This is a genomic window from Lysinibacillus sp. NPDC096382 (assembly GCF_044762845.1).
In the GTDB taxonomy this organism is placed as follows: domain Bacteria; phylum Bacillota; class Bacilli; order Bacillales_A; family Planococcaceae; genus Lysinibacillus.
On sequence record NZ_JBIWFC010000009.1, the window covers coordinates 83,042 to 100,280 of the forward strand.

14 protein-coding genes are annotated in these 17,239 nt (G+C 36.4%); 4 read left to right on the forward strand and 10 right to left on the reverse strand.

Features of this window, described 5'->3' with window-relative positions; translation table 11 throughout:
- Positions 1 to 241: 241 nt before the first annotated feature.
- The gene (locus tag ACIQZA_RS14150; protein ID WP_402881961.1) at positions 242 to 844 is read right to left on the reverse strand and encodes a class I SAM-dependent methyltransferase; all 603 of its coding nucleotides are present in this window, start codon (positions 842 to 844) and stop codon (positions 242 to 244) included.
- A gap of 608 nt (positions 845 to 1,452) precedes the next feature.
- On the opposite strand from ACIQZA_RS14150, the gene ACIQZA_RS14155 reads away from it, so the two are divergent.
- Positions 1,453 to 1,788, forward strand: coding sequence for a heme oxygenase (locus tag ACIQZA_RS14155; protein WP_142509939.1), 336 nt, complete (start codon positions 1,453 to 1,455; stop codon positions 1,786 to 1,788).
- A 99-nt stretch (positions 1,789 to 1,887) separates the two neighbouring features.
- Here the strand turns inward: ACIQZA_RS14155 and ACIQZA_RS14160 are convergent, their stop codons facing one another.
- On the reverse strand, positions 1,888 to 2,907 hold the full coding sequence (locus ACIQZA_RS14160; protein ID WP_400937711.1) for a YeiH family protein: 1,020 nt from the start codon (positions 2,905 to 2,907) through the stop codon (positions 1,888 to 1,890).
- A gap of 112 nt (positions 2,908 to 3,019) precedes the next feature.
- Here ACIQZA_RS14160 and ACIQZA_RS14165 point away from each other — a divergent pair, with 112 nt between their 5' ends.
- On the forward strand, positions 3,020 to 3,901 hold the full coding sequence (locus tag ACIQZA_RS14165) for a LysR family transcriptional regulator (protein ID WP_400937596.1): 882 nt from the start codon (positions 3,020 to 3,022) through the stop codon (positions 3,899 to 3,901).
- 416 nt (positions 3,902 to 4,317) lie between these two features.
- Here ACIQZA_RS14165 and ACIQZA_RS14170 read toward each other — a convergent pair whose 3' ends face one another.
- Positions 4,318 to 5,238, reverse strand: coding sequence for a LysR family transcriptional regulator (locus ACIQZA_RS14170; RefSeq protein ID WP_402881963.1), 921 nt, complete (start codon positions 5,236 to 5,238; stop codon positions 4,318 to 4,320).
- Positions 5,239 to 5,362: 124 nt separating this feature from the next.
- Between ACIQZA_RS14170 and ACIQZA_RS14175 the strand changes: the two genes are divergently transcribed.
- Positions 5,363 to 6,553, forward strand: a complete 1,191-nt coding sequence (locus ACIQZA_RS14175; protein WP_400937592.1) for a coenzyme F420-0:L-glutamate ligase — start codon at positions 5,363 to 5,365, stop codon at positions 6,551 to 6,553.
- A 45-nt stretch (positions 6,554 to 6,598) separates the two neighbouring features.
- Here ACIQZA_RS14175 and ACIQZA_RS14180 read toward each other — a convergent pair whose 3' ends face one another.
- Both ACIQZA_RS14180 and ACIQZA_RS14185 read right to left on the reverse strand, forming a co-directional pair.
- The gene (locus ACIQZA_RS14180) at positions 6,599 to 7,222 is read right to left on the reverse strand and encodes a hypothetical protein (RefSeq protein ID WP_402881965.1); all 624 of its coding nucleotides are present in this window, start codon (positions 7,220 to 7,222) and stop codon (positions 6,599 to 6,601) included.
- Positions 7,212 to 8,273, reverse strand: a complete 1,062-nt coding sequence (locus ACIQZA_RS14185) for a YHYH domain-containing protein (protein WP_400937587.1) — start codon at positions 8,271 to 8,273, stop codon at positions 7,212 to 7,214. The genes ACIQZA_RS14180 and ACIQZA_RS14185 overlap by 11 nt, the downstream gene beginning before the upstream one ends.
- A gap of 1,393 nt (positions 8,274 to 9,666) precedes the next feature.
- Between ACIQZA_RS14185 and helD the strand changes: the two genes are divergently transcribed.
- Positions 9,667 to 11,973 (forward strand): RNA polymerase recycling motor HelD, encoded by a 2,307-nt coding sequence (gene helD, locus ACIQZA_RS14190; protein WP_402881968.1) that lies wholly within the window; start codon positions 9,667 to 9,669, stop codon positions 11,971 to 11,973.
- Positions 11,974 to 12,091: 118 nt separating this feature from the next.
- On the opposite strand, the gene ACIQZA_RS14195 is transcribed toward helD, so the two are convergent.
- From ACIQZA_RS14195 to ACIQZA_RS14215, 5 genes are all read right to left on the reverse strand, one after another.
- Positions 12,092 to 12,847: an amino acid ABC transporter ATP-binding protein gene (locus ACIQZA_RS14195; RefSeq protein WP_402881970.1), complete on the reverse strand. Its 756-nt coding sequence runs from the start codon at positions 12,845 to 12,847 to the stop codon at positions 12,092 to 12,094.
- A gap of 13 nt (positions 12,848 to 12,860) precedes the next feature.
- Positions 12,861 to 13,562, reverse strand: a complete 702-nt coding sequence (locus ACIQZA_RS14200) for an amino acid ABC transporter permease (RefSeq protein WP_400937581.1) — start codon at positions 13,560 to 13,562, stop codon at positions 12,861 to 12,863.
- A 12-nt stretch (positions 13,563 to 13,574) separates the two neighbouring features.
- Positions 13,575 to 14,282, reverse strand: coding sequence for an amino acid ABC transporter permease (locus ACIQZA_RS14205; RefSeq protein ID WP_197142622.1), 708 nt, complete (start codon positions 14,280 to 14,282; stop codon positions 13,575 to 13,577).
- Positions 14,283 to 14,945: 663 nt separating this feature from the next.
- Complete coding sequence (locus ACIQZA_RS14210) at positions 14,946 to 15,815, reverse strand: transporter substrate-binding domain-containing protein (RefSeq protein WP_402881973.1); 870 nt, start codon at positions 15,813 to 15,815, stop codon at positions 14,946 to 14,948.
- A gap of 27 nt (positions 15,816 to 15,842) precedes the next feature.
- Entirely contained in the window at positions 15,843 to 17,012 is a 1,170-nt protein-coding gene (locus ACIQZA_RS14215) for an acyl-CoA dehydrogenase family protein (protein ID WP_402881974.1), read from the reverse strand.
- Between the last annotated feature and the right edge of the window lie 227 nt (positions 17,013 to 17,239).

Here is a 17,239-nt window from a genome sequence, read left to right on the forward strand (position 1 = left end):
ATAATTAGTAATTTAGGAATTATCTATTAATTTTGAGTGAACACTACTATAAAACGATCATTTTTGAATATTTTTTTCAATAAAATCTCGCCCTTTTTTCAAGAATACAAAGGCTAAAGCGTTTTCGCGAAGTATTAATACGGAATTAGAGTACTTAGAGGGCGCAATCGGAGTAAGATTTTTTTCTAATTTGTCATAGTCGAATCCAAAAAAAAGCTTAGAGCTAGGTATTTCTACAGCTCTAAGCTTTTTTCAATGCAAACACACAGAGGCGTTCGTTAATATTTGTTTCATTTTCAAGATGAACCTCATGGATTAATTCAAAAGGCGTCCCATGATGTAAAAACTGTAAATAATCATACGGTGGGTAATATAAAATAATATGAATTTCACGCATATGCTGCTCATAAGACTTCCATATATTATGAATAACTGTACGAAAAATATGAATTGAAAACGGATTAAAAAAAAAGAAAACTGTGTCGCTTGGCTGAATAGCATAGTCCTCCGCTATTGAATGAATAAAGGAAATCGGAGCTTGAGCACTCTTTTTTTGAAGATAGCTCCTTTTATTATTTTCAGCCTCTGCATAAAAACCTGCATCCATTTCTACCCCAATTGTCGGAATATGAAATTTATCATGTATATAAATAGGAACTCTCCCTTTTCCACATCCCATATCGATAAACACTGGATTATCAGGCATCTCATACTCTGCAAATAATTGATCTAAGCCAACATACGGTGTTGGCTCATAGCGATGATAATGAGCTAGTTTAGGGAAGCCGTATTGTTCACCTACTGTGTTAATATGTAAATATTTATCAAATTGATGTTCATTCATACTATTACTCCTAAAAAAAGAATGATTAATTTTAGCACGATAAAAAGAAAAAACCATACTCAAAAGTTTTGAGGGCACTGAAAAATTGGAGAGGCTTTTGTGTTGTTAGCGATTTTTTGATGTTTATCAGCGATTTATCTGGTTTTATCAGTGATTCTTTGTTGTTTATCAGCGATTTATCCGGTTTTATCAGTGATTCTTTGTTGTTTATCAGCGATTTATCCGGTTTTATCAGCGATTCTTTGTTGTTCATCAGTGATGTTAAAAGTTTTGGAATATGGTTTTTTAACGTCCTCCTCCGATAAATTTTAAAACAAAGAGCAGTGCAACTATTAATAAGGCAAGCAAACAAGAATCGTAAAACTGTTCCTTGCCTTAGTGCTCATCGCCTTTGTTAGGCCACATGGGTCCTCCATTTTGGTCAGGTCGTTGTATTGGACCACCATCATTTGGTCTTTCCCCCTGCTTATCACCATTTTGACGCTATTTGCAATTTACATTGCTCTTCTATTGACAATGTCTTCCCAGGCGAATTATCATTGATTGCGAATGATAATCATTGAAAATTCATTCATATGATTAACTAAAAAATGAATAGGGGGGAAAGTATGATTATTGTTACAAATCGTATTCAAGTAAAACCCGGCTTTGCTGCAAAAATGGCACCGAACTTTACAAAACCAGGACCTCTACAGCAGTTTGAAGGCTTCCATAAAGTGGAAGTATTAGTTTCAACTGATGATCCGACTTATGACGAAATGAGCGTCAATATGTACTGGGAGTCTAAGGAACATTTCCAAGCCTGGCGTAATAGCGATGCATTCGCTGCAGCTCATCACCGTCCTGGACAAAGTGCTGAGGGAGGAAAACCTGAAAACAGTCCACTTATCGGTAGCAAAATAGTTATAGCCGAATTAGCTTCTTCGATTGAAGCATTACGCTAATTTTTAACTTCTTTCAGCAGCTGAAAGAGTAACAACTAAAATATCTTCTGATTCTATCTAAAAAATCCTGCATTTTTGAAAATGCAGGATCTTTTTGAATTATTGCAGGAAAATAACTAGAAAATAACCAAGTATCGATAAGCAAACCGAACCGATAAGTCCTGCAATAAACGCTTTTACGCCTAATTGTTTAAAGGTTTTTATCTCTACATTTAAACCTAGTCCAGCCATCGCCATCCCAATTAAAATATAAGCGATATATACAAATGTTTGTGCTACATTAGCTGGTACAATCCCTAACGAATTAATAGCACTCATCGCTAAAAAACCAAGAATAAACCATGGAATTATCGACAGCGAAAACCTTTCTTTTTCCTGCCCCTTATCAATTCTTCGAAATAAAATACCGATGACAATAGCTACCGGTACAAGCAATGCGACACGTGTTAGCTTCACAATAACTGCCGTATCAACGGCTTCATTTCCACCAGCTGAGGCTGCTGCAATAACATGAGCAATTTCATGTAGAGTGCCCCCCGCAAAAATACCATATTCAGTAGGAGTTAAGTTAAATACTGAGTATAATACCGTGTAGACTAATGTGAATACAGTCCCTAGTAATGCGACTATCGCTGCACCCACTGCCGTCTCTTTTTCATTCGCCTTAATTTGAGGAGCAATAGCGACAACAGCAGCAGCCCCACAAATAGCCGTACCACAAGCTGTTAATATGCCTAGCTTCTTATCTACATGAAATACCTTCGTTAAGCCGTATACAACCACTAAAGCAAATACTAGATTAATAAAAGCAATAAGAAAAACATTCGCTCCAGCATTGTAAATATCCGCTAAGTTTAAACGCATCCCCAGAAAAATAATGCCGAGGCGTAACAATTTTTTACTTGAAAATGTTATACCTGTTTGCCAAGAATTCTGCACCCTAAAGGCTGCTCTCCAAGCCATACCTAATATAATGGCAATGACAAGCTGCCCTAATATTGAGAAGAACGGGAATGTCGAAATATATTTTGCTACTAAAGCAATAATGAGTGTCAACAATATCCCCTTCATAAACGCTGGGGTCAGGAAACTTTTTAACCTATGCTGCCTATTATCCATGTTGTTCACTTCTTTCATCCTTGATGATTTTACTTTATTAGAAAGTTAATCATCAGTAAAATACATATATATAATCATAATTATTAATATTTCTAATGATAGGAGTGATGATATGCAATTTGATGCTTTAAGAACGTTCATCACACTGGTGGAGGTCAATAATTTTACGAAAGCCTCCGAAATACTTCATATTTCGCAGCCAAGTGTCAGTTTACACATTAAAAATTTAGAGCAAGAATTTCAAACGACCTTATTTATCCGTTCGCCAAAATCTGTACAAATCACACCAACTGGAGAAATTTTATATAAACGAGCTAAGCAAATGATGGCCATTGCCGAGGCAGCAAAAGAAGATATTTTAACCTATCACCATGAAATTCAAGGTACACTTGTGATTGGCGCTAGCTTTACTATTGGGGAATATATATTGCCTCCTATCATAGCGAGCTTGCAACAGCAATTCCCTCAGCTAGAGCTTCAAGTTATTATTGGCAATACGAAAGAAATCATTCAATATACAAAATTGTTACAAGTCGATATCGGTCTTATTGAAGGTCAAGCACACGACCATGAACTTCTTATTAAACCGTTTATGCAAGATGAATTATTTATTGTCAGTGCGAGTAATCACCCTCTTGCAAAGAAGTCAACGATTACGGTTTCGGACTTGCAGCAACAAAATTGGGTTGCACGTGAAGAAGGCTCAGGCACACGTTATTATTTAGATCATTTATTTAGAGCAAATGGGCTCCAAGTACGTTCACTTCTTACTATTAGTAGTAATCAAGGTGTGAAAGAAAGCGTTATACAAGAGCTTGGAATTTCATTACTGTCCGCTAGTGTCATTGAGCGTGAATTAAATAATGGCGATATAAAAATCTTACCCCTCGAGGAACAGTATTTTATACGAACATTTTCTTATTTGTGCTCGCCTACAATGAAAAATAAACGCAATGTTGACATTCTTTTAGAGGCACTACTAAAGAAAGCTTAGCGGATTAAGTCGCTAAGCTTCATATTGTTGAAAAGCTATTATGTGTCAGAAGATATATACTATGTGAAGTGGTTGATTGGCATGGAGCCTGGGCGACTCCTTAGGGATCAGCAATAGCGGAACGAAGGTTAAAAGCATCACATCCTGTGATAACGCCTTCGTGACTAACCTCCTGTTGGTCCGAGACCCTGCAGCGGAGCGGCTCATCGGACACCCCAAGGAAGCTTTGCTTTGTGCGAAAGCGAAGCGGCAGCAACAAGTTTTCTGTGCGAAAGCGCAGTGTAACGTAGCGGCAGCAACAAAAAAGCGCCCAGTTGGAACGGAAATCAACCTCTCGTTTTGCAGAAGAGTCATACTTTATTGAATGTGACATAGATTCCCTTCACCATTTTGTTTTTCAACACTACTTGCTAATCTCACTTTATAATTCTTGGATTTAGACGTTTAAGCTCCTGCTTATGCTCAATAATTTCTACAAATTTCAATGCTGCTCGTGATAAAGGTACGCTTTTCAAATAACACATGCCAATGCTTCGTGTCGGTATACTTTCTGTTAATGTTAGCTCATATAAAAATCCTCGCTGCAAATAATCATTAGAAAATTCTTTCGTTACACAAGCAATTCCTAAATTACTGCGTGCAAATTCTAGCACTAGATCATGTGAACCAAGCTCAAACTCAGGTTCAATGAAGATCCCTCTTGCAAATAAATAATCTTCTACATACTTTCTTGAATTTGATTTTTTCTCTAAAAAAATAAGCGGAAACTTTAACAGATCCTCAAAGCTTAAGCTTTTTGATGCCAACGTTTTGTACTTCTCGCCGCATACAAAAATATCCTGAACCTCGGTGCAAGCGGTTAACTGTAATGTCTGATCTTCTATCGGAAAATTACAAAGTCCTATATCAACCTCACCAGATTTAATAAAGTTACAAATTTCCGAAGTCGTTCCATTTAACATTTGTAATTTTATATTTGGATACATTGTATGAAACATCTCTAGATAAGGCATTAAATAAAAACGAGAAATAGTGTCCCCAACGCCAATTTTCAATTGACCTGTTGTTAAATTTTTGAATTCTAGCAGCTTCTCCTCACCAGCATCTAAAAGGCCTAACGCGGAATTTGTATACTCATATAAAAGTTTACCCTCCGTTGTTAACGTCACCCCTTTAGGTGTGCGGTTAAAGAGACGTGTACCTAGCTCCTTTTCTAATTGCATCATGGCTTGGCTAACAGCTGGTTGAGTCATATATAAATCTTTGGCCGCACTTGAAAAGCTATTATTTTTAGCAACAATACTAAAAACGCGATATAAATCTAATTTCCCTATCATATAAGCACCTCTTATAGCTATTATACGAACTATTAATTTTACTTATATCACTAAAGGGGCGTATAGTAAAACTATATTGGTTTTATTTAACATAAATTTACCCGTTTAATAAGGAGAGATTATTTTGGAACGTGTAGTTGGTACAGTAGTAAGAGGTCTTCGTGGTCCAATCATTAACGAAGGCGATAATATTGAGCAAATCGTTGTTGATACAGTATTAAATGCAGCAAAGACTGAAGGTTATTCCATTGAAGATCGTGACATTGTCACAGTAACAGAATCTGTCGTAGCGCGTGCACAAGGTAACTATGCATCCATTGATGATATCGCAGCTGACGTAGCTGCTAAATTTGGTGATGATACTGTTGGTGTTATTTTTCCAATTCTAAGCCGTAATCGTTTTGCTAACTGCTTACGTGGTATTGCAAAAGGCGTAAAAAAAGTAGTTCTTATGCTTAGCTATCCATCTGATGAGGTGGGGAATCACCTAGTTGATATCGATGAGCTAGATGTAAAAGGGATTAATCCTTGGACAGATACTTTAACTGAGGTTGAATTCCGTGAGCATTTCGGGTATAAAAAACATACATTTACAGGTGTAGATTATATCGAATATTATAAAGAACTAATCGAAGCTGAAGGCGCTTCTTGTGAAGTTATTTTTTCAAATAACCCAAAAACAATTTTAGACTTTACGAAGAGTGTGTTAACTTGTGATATTCATACACGCTCACGTACAAAACGTATTTTAACGGCAAACGGCGCTGAAAAAGTATACAGTCTTGATAATATTTTATCTGAATCTAATAATGGTTCTGGCTTTAACGCGGAGTATGGTCTACTTGGTTCAAATAAAGCAACTGAAGATAGCGTAAAATTATTCCCACATACATGCCAACCGATTGTTGATGGCATTCAAGCAAAAATCAAAGAAGCTACTGGTAAAACAGTGGAAGTAATGGTTTATGGTGATGGCGCATTCAAAGATCCTGTAGGTAAAATTTGGGAGTTAGCAGACCCGGTTGTTTCACCAGCTTTCACCGCTGGATTAAATGGCACGCCAAACGAAGTAAAACTAAAGTACTTAGCTGATAACGATTTTGCGGATCTTCGCGGCGAAGAATTAAAAGTAGCAATTTCTGAGTATATCCAAAACAAAGATGAAGATTTAACTGGGAAAATGGCTGCTCAAGGTACAACGCCTCGTCGTTTAACAGACCTAATTGGCTCTCTTTCAGACTTAACTTCAGGTTCAGGCGACAAAGGAACACCGATGATTTATATTCAAGGTTATTTCGATAACTATACAAAGTAATTTTAAAAAAAGTGCGAGCTGGTTGCTCGCACTTTTTCCTATATACTAATTTACTTTTGAAGCACTAAATATTACACCAGCAGCTTCATCATATTTTAAGTTATACCGAATCGTATCTTTCTCTACAGTTGTTTCATTCTTTTGATAGTCATAACTTTCGTCAAACAAACGTAAATCCTTCAACACAGCGCCAATATCGTTTTGGCTTAAGCCCGGGTTTGTCATACCAATTAACAATCCCATAGAAAGTATGATATCCATCCCTTCACCTTGCCCCACCATAATCAACTCATGTACTGCGCCTTTTTCATCAATATTTTCAATTAAAGTAATATCCTTACCCAACTTTGAAGTAATTGTTTCTTCTTCTTTCTTTGTATTTTCAAGGGAATATGAGAAGTCTAGTTTTTTTACTTCTTTATTGAATGCCTCTATAAATTCTTCTTGATTATTATAAAGTGGCAGCGTTGTTGCCATTCCAATTATCATCGGAGAGACAAAGTAGACACCTGCTATTACGGTAGCTATAGTACGTTTCTTCTTAGTAAGCCGCCCCTGTTTCCACATAAGAAATACGCCCAAAGGAGGGAAAATGATTAACCAAAACCACATAAACCAAGCTGTTTTAACAATGGGGGTTCTAAGTTTTGACTCTGCTTTATGCATCATCTTTCTTTCCCCCTTTTAACAATTCTTCAATTTTAATAGTAAATATATATTTCCTAGCATTATCTGTACCTACATGCAAGGAGCCTTTTACTATATTTACAATATTTTTATCATATGGTGTGTTCTTTTCATCTTCCATTAAATGATTAAAAAGAGACTTCCCTTCAAAATTAGCCGTCTTAATATGAAAGCTTTTTTGTAGTAATTGTTCCCCTTCTAATCGTTGAAGTTTCTTTTGATATTGTGAGATTACGGTTGGTGTTTCTGTTTTTTTGATCAATAATTTATAAAGCTTTTTAGCATCCCCATATTGCTTTTGGTGAAATGCTTCTTCTGCATCGCTCGTTAAAGACTCTACCGTTTCATTATAAAAAGATTTAATCTTATCCAACTGTTTTATCTTCTGAGCCTCTTGGATAATGCTGAAAGTTTCTTCGTAATCTTTTTCATCCCTAGCATTTGTTGCTTTATAAAGTAATTCATCGATTTTTTCATCGTCTTTCATTTGGTTTAATAAACCACTAGCTTTTTGCTTAATCTCGTCATTAGAACGTCGATTTTCTTTAATATAAACTGCATAATCTTTAGCTACAGAATATTCCCCTGCATTAACCTTAGATTCAGCTAATTCATAAATAGCATTCACAGACTTTTGAATAAGACTATCTGTTTTACTACTACCTTTATTCAACTCGTAAATCTTTTCAAGTTCACTAATAGCTCCCTTATAATCTTTACTATTATATAAATTCGTTGCCATTGTGTAATAGTTTTCCGCCTTCACTTGATCCTCATCTATTTTGGGCTCCGGTGTTGAAGGCACAGGTTTTTTTGGAGCAGGTTTTGATATATTGCTACTGCCATTAGATGTACTACCACCATTATGATAATGATATTCTCCGTATTCTAATCCCCATTTTTCACAGTTAGTTCGACAAGTATGTCCTCCATTACTATCCGTTCTACCTGGATGGGCACTTGCTGTAAACGGTAATAGTAGTAAAAAACTGCATACTAAAACACTAATTTTTGACAAATAACCACTTCTCACCACTTATTCCTCCTATCTATAATAATTGACATATTTTATCTTATATCATATTTCCCATGACGCATAGTACGATTTTGCTATTTCTGTGTTGATTAAAAAAATCAAAGATAAAAGAGAGAAATAGGAGCGTATTTAGTTTTAAACCAAGAAGACGATTGTAACGATAAAAAACTCCCTAAGTGAGGATGACAGGAATCGAGCCTGCATGTCCCATTCTGTAAAGGGATACGCCACACTGCTTACTTCCTCATCATTATAAATTATTAACTTCATGTTAAAGAATTACATCTTTCTCAGCTCTTTTGTTTTCTATTAGATTAAAACCTTTTCAAATCACATTTATTTCAATTGATTAAAGTTTTACTTCATCATTTAACCAATGTTCGCTTGTTCGAACATGATTCTGTCTCACAAATTTCCCTAGGTATTATTCATAATGAACTGTTTTCATACATATATTTATAAAAAGCTCCTCATATGTGGGCCGGGTCTGGATTAGTGAAATAACTTGCTCTTTTTAGATTTCATACAGGCTCGCTTTATGCACCATATGAACCTCTTAAAACCCCTCCACAATATCAGAAACTCTAAATCCCTTCTCATTTTCTCCATTATTACTTTCGGAATTCTCCTCTTTTTTTATTATTATTTTGATACACATCATGAATATGGTATATCAAAATAATAATAAATAAAATTAGAACATAAGGATATTTCACCTATCTTAAATATCCTGCGCTCCATTCAATATTTTCCGAATCAACAATAACAAATTGATCTTTAATCATATTTAAACACCCACATAAAATACGGAATACCATTCGCAATTTCTACCTAGCGGCGTCCCAAAATAGCTCTTAACGCATAGCATCACTTGAAAGAATAAGCATTTTCCCGTCATTTCTTCATTCCCTTTCAAGTGTCTATATCATTTATAAAAACACATTCTTTTAACAACTATTCTTCTTATATATCAAAAATTAATCATCAAGTATGGAAATTAATTTCAGAAGGTTAAAATGATTTAAGTTGGGTGTGATATTTGTTCAAACAATACCCTGAATATAAGTCAGTTTGAGGGCGACTCTTCAGGAATCGGCGTCGCAGACGTGACCTGGGAACGAAGATCAACTTATAGACATACTAACACGATAGAATCCAACCACCTCCCACAAAATCAAAATTTTACTAAATCAGGAATCAAGCAAAAAAAAGACTGCCCCCAATTTTTCGGAACAGTTTTTTGTTAAATATTTGATTTTCTTTTACAACTTTATTATAGCATAAATTTGCCATAATTACTAGACTATACTTCTTTCTGAACTAGCTGTATGATAAATTTCCCGCATCAAAAACCATGCAAATAATTATATGGAGAGGAATGTGAGTAACATTGGAAAAACAATATGAATGGACAGAAGAAAAACAGTATCTTGTTCTTTGTTTAAACACAGTTGGTCACAAAAAGGAGGAGTTACTGCAAAAGGAAAAGGATGTTAGAGACAATGTTTTAACATTAAAGAGAACCTTTTGGGACGACGTCAGAGTGAACTTAGATACTCCGGAGGATATAGACGAGACCTATTATGCTATTAAACAACAGGCAGAGCTCTTATCAGATTCCCAGCATGCTCAGCAACGTGTCATCAAAGATGTAAAAATATATGACCGTTTACAGCAATCACCTTATTTTGCTCGCATTGATTTTTTACAGGAAAGTCATAACGAACCTTTAAAGATTTATATCGGTGTAGCAACCTTAATGGATGAAGAGAATGAAAACATATTAATTTATGATTGGCGAGCCCCTATATCAAGTATGTATTATGATTTCACGCCTGGCCCAGCTACTTATGACACGGCAACTGAAGACATTCAAGGTGAGATGCTTTTAAAACGGCAATTTATCATTAAGAATGGTCAATTACAATCGATGTTTAATACAGGTTTAACGATTGGTGATGATTTATTACTCGATATTCTCGCTCAAAATGCAAACGAACATATCCGTAGCATCGTTGCAACGATTCAAGCGGAGCAAAATAAAATTATTCGACATGTCAACACTCCTTATCTAATCGTAGAGGGTGTCGCAGGTAGTGGAAAAACGGCAGTCGCTCTCCAACGTGTTGCTTATTTGTTGTATCATTATCGAGATCAAATTACTGCTGATCAAATTTTATTGATTACACCTAATCAACTTTTTAATCAATATGTTCATACCGTTTTACCGGATTTAGGTGAAGACAATATGCAGCAATTAACCTTCTCCGAATATGCAAGAAAACGTTTAGGTCGACAGTTCCAATTGGAATATCCTTATGAACAATTGGAGTCACTTTTAACAGAGGGAGATGACTCACTCTACCAAACGAGGCTTACGATTATTTCTTTTAAAGCTAGCCTTCACTATCGAGAATTGCTGGACACATATATTGAACACCTTGCAAATGAAGGTTTGCTATTTAAAAATATTGTTTTTCGCGGAGAAAGAATTATTACCGCTCAAGAAATTGCTGAATACTTTTATTCATTCAATGCCACAATGCCCATCCCAAATCGACTGCAATTAGTGAAAGAATGGTTATTACAACAATTATCGAAAATTGAAAAGGCAGAACGGGCAAAAGAATGGGTAGAAGAAGCCAGCGAACTTTTAGACATTGAAGAGTACACAAAAGCCTATAGCGAGCTTTTGCATGAAGGTCGGTTTTCAGAAAACTCTTTTGATGATTTCGAGCAAGAGCGCAAGAAAATAACTAGCCAAATTGTCAAAAAGCAGTTCAAGCCTCTTCGTCAATCTGTGAAACAATTGAAGTTCGTTCATATGTTAGGCATTTATCGTCAATTGTTTGACATGAACAAATCTATTCATCGGCAATTGCAGAACCTTTTACCTGACCATTGGGAAGAAATCTGTCAGCATACACTCCCTAATTTAGCAAAGCGTATTATTTCGTATGAAGATGCCGCTCCATTTCTATATTTACAGGACAAAATAGAAGGTCAACGAACAAATACGATGATTCGTCATGTTTTAATTGATGAAGCACAAGACTATTCTCCATTTCAGCTATTTGTCTTACAACAATTATTCCCACGTGCACGTATGACTATATTGGGCGATGGGCATCAAACCATCCATCCTCATACCTTTAAAAACCCTTCACTGCTGACACCACAATTATATGGTGAACAAGCAGAAAAAATGATATTAACGAAAAGTTATCGCTCAACAAAACAAATTATTCACCTTACTTCGAAGATTTTACACGAGGATGCAAAAGTAGAAGCCTTTAATAGAACCGGTCCCGAACCAACTATCACCATTGTGTCGAGTGAAATACATTTAATTGAACAGCTTGTCGAAAAGATTAACGGCTTGTCCCTAAATTTCGAAACAATTGCAATCATCTGTAAAACAGAGCAAGAGTGTACGATGGTTTTTAATACAATGAAAGACCAAGTAGATATTCAACTCATTACCCATGATACAAAACAATTTAAAAAAGGCATTTTACTGTTACCTGCTTATATGGCAAAAGGAATTGAATTCGACGCTGTCTTGATATACAATGCCTCTCCGGCTAATTATTCGAGGGAAACAGAACGTAATTATTTCTACACAGCTTGTACACGAGCTATGCACGAATTGCATATCTATTCCATTAATGAATTAACACATTTTTTAAAGCTTTAATTTCAAAAAAAGAAGAGAATCCGCATGTTTCCATAGACACTCCATGGAACACTTGCAGCTTCTCTTCATCTATCAATTATGCCTCGGCATAATTGCATCCAGGATCGGTTAAAAGAAGTTAAATGTAGAACGTATAATCCTCTGGAATAACACGTTTTAAGAATTTCTTCGTGCGTTCCTCTTTCGGATTAACAAATATATCATGAGGATTTCCTTCCTCTACAACGACACCACCGTCCATAAAAATCACCCGATTTGCTACGTCTTTCGCAAAGCCCATTTCATGTGTGACTACAAGCATTGTTGTTCCTTCTGCTGCAATGTTCTTCATAACCTGAAGGACTTCTCCTACTAGCTCTGGGTCCAGTGCAGAAGTCGGTTCATCAAATAAAATAATATCAGGATTTAATGCTACTGCTCGTGCGATACCGACTCGCTGCTGCTGACCTCCTGACAATTGACTTGGATAGGCATCATATTTTTCTGATAAGCCTACTTTATCAAGCGCCTTTTTACCAATTTCAATCGCTTCTGCCTTCGGAATTTTACGTCCTATAATAAGCCCTTCTGTAACATTTTCTAGCGCCGTTTTGTTCGTGAAAAGATTGTAGTTCTGGAATACAAAGGCTACACGCTGACGAATCGAATGTACGTCCTTCTTCTTCACATTTTGAAAATCTACTTGGATATCGCCAAATGTCGCATGTCCTTGGTCAGCCTTCTCTAAAAAGTTAATGCAACGTAATAATGTTGTTTTTCCTGAGCCGCTTGGGCCTAAAATAACAACAACATCACCTTTATCAATGGCTAAATCAACACCTTTTAAAATTTCATTGTCACCAAATGATTTATGAATATTTTTAATTTCTAACATACTCGTTCACCCCTTAGGCTTTTGCCACTTTGAATTTACTTAAATGTTTTTCATATCGTTTAAAAATGTATTCAACCGTACTACATAAAATTAAGTACACAATGAAAATATCAATATATGCTTCTACGTAATTGTAACCAACATTAGCAGCTACCTTAGCCTTTAATGTAATTTCAGGTAAGGACATTGCATAGCCTAAAGACGTCGCTTTAATGAGATTGACTGTAGCCGTACAAATATTCGGCATAGCTACTACTAAAGCCTGTGGAATAATAATACGGCGATAGGCTTGAAATGTTGTTAAGCCTATTGCATGAGCAGCCTCTAGCTGTCCTTTTTCAATCGTACTTAAAGCAGAACGAAATACCTCAATTAATATTGCCGTTGTACTAAATGCGAAGACGATAAATGCATACCAAATCGGATTGATTTTATAAATATCGTAGACAATATTATATTTCTCAAAAGTCATTTTAAGTAGTAATGGGATACTACTATAAATAATAAAGATTTGAATGATTATAGGCGTACCTCGGACAAAGGAGACATAAATTTTCGCTATATGATGTATCACTGGGATTTTATTGATTCGTGTTAGTGCTAGTAGAAAGCCGAGTGGTAGAGCAACAAGCATAGCAACAATTGTCACAAGGAGTGCGATAGGTACACCTGATAATGCAACAAAAAATGTTTCAACTAAAAATTGATAATTCATGATTTCGCCTCCTTACGTTGTTTCTAATGTCTTTTTCCCTTTACCAAAGAACTTTTCTAGCATAGCGAAGAATTTTTCTATAATAATCGACAGCACCCAATAAACAATCGCTAAAGCAATATATATTTCTAATGCATGCGCATTAATATTACTTGCAATAATTAAATTTGCCTTTCCGACAATATCAATTAAGCCGATTGTATAAGCGAGCGCCCCTTCTTGTAATAAGGCAATCATTCCATTCCCAAAGTTCGGTAAGGCGATAACGAGTGCCTGTGGGAAAATAATACGTCGATAGGCCTGAAATGGTGTTAATCCCACACTAACAGCCGCTTCAAATTGCCCTTTATCAATCGCTAAATAAGCAGAACGAATAACTTCCGACATAATCGCCGCAAACTGTAAAGTAAACGTTACAACTACGAAAATGGCTGTTTCGATTGAATGGAGATTGATGCCGAAGTTTTCCGCTAACGCTGGAACACCATAATATACAAGGAATAATAAAACGATAGATGGTGTACAACGCATAATCGTTGTGTATAAGTTTGCTAATTTTCGCAGCAATTTTATTGAACTTAACTTAGCAGCCGCTAATAATAAGCCAAATATTGTGCCTAGTACAATGGAAGAACCTGCGACTAAGAAAGTTACTTTTAAAAAAGGCAATAATACAGGAATTGAGTTCCAAATGTATGATGCATCAAAATACTTCTCCATTTCCTCACCAACTTCTATATTTCTATAATTCTCTTTCTAATCATTTATTCCTCGGCATAATTGCGTCCAAAATCGGTTTTGTCCTTAGGCCTGCACGAGGGCCGACACGATGTCGGTCATTTCGGTAATGCCACAGGACGTGGCGTTTTTACCGATGCAGGTCAGTTAGCCGTTATCGCATGGATGCGATGGTTTTAGGCTAACATCCCCTAAAAACTCCTTTCCGATTCTGTGACATCCGCCGGAGGCTTTGGGCCAACGTGATGTTGGTCACTCAGTCGTGTGTTGTTGTTGTTGCTGTCGCTTCGCTTTCGCACAGATAAAACCGTGTTGCTGTCGCTTCGCTTTCGCACAGATAAATTGCCACAGGACGTGGCGGTCTTAGACTGAGTTCCTCTATTTCAGCAGGTGCAGGTGTTTGGACACCCGCTGAAAGTAGCTTAAATCTGCATTCATCTCACCACCTATAGGGATGGGAGGCTTCTGTTGCTGTCGCTTCGCTTTCGCTACAGAAAACTGCCGTTTCACTTTCGTTACAGAAAACATTTGCTGAAAGAAGTTAATAAAGACTGCTGAGTATACTGACTCAACAGCCTTTTATTTGATTGTAGCTGCTAACACCTTCTCTTCTAAAGAGGATCTTCTTTGATCAGCTACCGCCTATTAGCGCTTCACAGAATCTAACACTTCAAATAAATCTCGACCGTAAAACTTAGTGCTTAATTCATTTGTTTTCTTTTGCTCTTTAATTTTTGCTATAGCTTTATCGTAAGCATCTGCAAATTCTTGTTCCTTTTTATTGAACAACGGCCATGTTTTAATAACGGCAAATTCGTTGTAAACTACGTCATCCTTTAAATTATGATATGGGCCATCTTCTGCTAAAACTTGTTGTTTAAATGGACCTTCAATCATGACACCACCATCGACACGTTTTTCATTTACCCATTGCACAATATCGACAGTGAACGCATCACCAGCCTGTAATTTCACTTTATTGTCTGGGTTTGCTTTATTATATTCATCAATAATTGTGTATTGAGCATTATTCGCAGCAATTGGTGCTAATGAATAACCCTTTTTTGCAAAGTCGGCTAAAGCTTTTATCCCTTCATCTTCTTTACGTAATACTAAACCCGCACTACTTAAGCCTAAAAATTCTTTAGGGAAAATAAACTTCTCTGTCCGTTCTTGCGTAAAGAAGGCATTTTTTACTCCTACTTGATATTTCCCTTGCTCAACGCCAATTAGTAAATCATCACTAGTCGTGCCTACAAATTCAAACTTATATTCAGGTAACATCTCATCCACCAGCTTCATGACTTCCACATCGTAGCCTGTTGGATTTCCTTTATCATCTAAATAACTAATTGGCTTTGTCGCCTGGTCAAATGCAACCTTCACTGTACGTACTTTCGCGCCATCTTCTGAATCTTTATCAGAAGCTTCACCTGAATTACAGCCGGCTAAAATAGCAAGTGAAGCCACCCCGATTGCTGCCAATTGGAAAATTTTTTTCTTCTGTTTAAACATATATCATGTCCCCTTATATGGTTTTTTTCATTGATTTTCATTCGATTTTTGCTGTTCAATTGCGACATTTGCCAATTTAATAATTGTCATATCATCCATCGGTGGATTATGAAGTCCTGCACGAACATTTCGATAATAGCGCTGTAATGGGTTTATTAAATGTAAGCTTTTCGCACCTACCACACGCATTGCCTTATCGACGATTTCAATCGCCAAATTTGTTACTGTATGCTTAGCAACCGCCATTTCATTTGCTAAAAGTTCAAGTCTAGCCGGGTCATCGTAAGCGTCGGCAACTCCATACAGTACAAAGCGAGCTTGATATAGCTTCAATTCAATATCACCTAGAAGCTGCTGCACATTTGGTAATGTACTAATCGGAGCATTCAAGCTATTAGGTTGATGATGATTTGCAAAATGCAGCGCATAATCACGCGCTGCTTGCGCAATACCTAAGTATGTTGCTGGGATATGTAGAATCCAACCATTTATTTTGCCACCACTTGGATGATTCGGTAACTCTACTAAATGATTTGCAGGGACAATTACATCCTTTAAAACTAGGTCATGGCTACTTGTGCCTCGCATTGCAGACATTTCCCAGTTTTCTTCAATTGAAAGTCCTTGAGCATCTTTATGAATAAGGAAATAACCAATTTTATTTTTTTCCTCAATCCACGCTGATGTTAAGAAATAATCTAGCACCGGAGAGGCTGTCGTAAATATTTTACGTCCGTTTAAGAGCCACCCTTCCTCTCTTGAAACAGCATTTGTTCCTGGTCGCCCTCCACGTGTTGGACTCCCAGTTGCCGCTTCACTCGCAGCCCTATTTATAATGGCACCGTTCTTTATTTCCTGAGCAAATGAACTTAGTAAATCGTCCGACCAAAGCTTTTTCTCATATAGTTCGCCTACAACGCCTAATGTCCATCCTAGCGAGAGTGAAGCATTCTCGTCATAGCTTGCTAACGTTTCTTGAATGAGTACCATATCATAGACTGATAATCCTTCACCGCCATATTCTTTCGGTAAAGTTAGTTTGGGATAACCAATTTGCAGAAGCAGTTTATGTGCTTCGAATGGAAAACGAGATTGTTCATCTACTTCTTTAGCCTCAGCCTTGATTGACTCAGAAATAGATGCTAGCTGATCTAGCCAATACTGTTGTTGCTTTGTTTTAATAAATAAATTCTTCAAGAAAATCTCCTTCTTCCCAAAATGTATAAAACATATATATTTACTAAGAATTAAAGTTGTAAAAAAATCTCTAACTACGTATTCGTAGCGAGAGGATGCGTGGTACTGAATTTTCTGATTCGTTGACATTTATGATACTTTTCACATTTAAAAATGTCAATGGGTTAATTACAAGTTTTTTTATAAGTTTTATATCCATTACGAACACGTCTTCTTTTTTCACCAAG

Coding starts and splice junctions, on each gene's coding strand:
- ACIQZA_RS14150 (WP_402881961.1), bottom strand. CDS start 844: ATGAATGAACATCAATTTGATAAATATTTACATATTAACACAGTAGGT.
- ACIQZA_RS14180 (WP_402881965.1), bottom strand. CDS start 7,222: ATGATGCATAAAGCAGAGTCAAAACTTAGAACCCCCATTGTTAAAACA.
- ACIQZA_RS14200 (WP_400937581.1), bottom strand. CDS start 13,562: ATGAATTATCAATTTTTAGTTGAAACATTTTTTGTTGCATTATCAGGT.
- ACIQZA_RS14165 (WP_400937596.1), top strand. CDS start 3,020: ATGCAATTTGATGCTTTAAGAACGTTCATCACACTGGTGGAGGTCAAT.
- ACIQZA_RS14205 (WP_197142622.1), bottom strand. CDS start 14,282: ATGGAGAAGTATTTTGATGCATCATACATTTGGAACTCAATTCCTGTA.
- ACIQZA_RS14170 (WP_402881963.1), bottom strand. CDS start 5,238: ATGATAGGGAAATTAGATTTATATCGCGTTTTTAGTATTGTTGCTAAA.
- ACIQZA_RS14160 (WP_400937711.1), bottom strand. CDS start 2,907: ATGGATAATAGGCAGCATAGGTTAAAAAGTTTCCTGACCCCAGCGTTT.
- ACIQZA_RS14195 (WP_402881970.1), bottom strand. CDS start 12,847: ATGTTAGAAATTAAAAATATTCATAAATCATTTGGTGACAATGAAATT.
- ACIQZA_RS14210 (WP_402881973.1), bottom strand. CDS start 15,815: ATGTTTAAACAGAAGAAAAAAATTTTCCAATTGGCAGCAATCGGGGTG.
- ACIQZA_RS14155 (WP_142509939.1), top strand. CDS start 1,453: ATGATTATTGTTACAAATCGTATTCAAGTAAAACCCGGCTTTGCTGCA.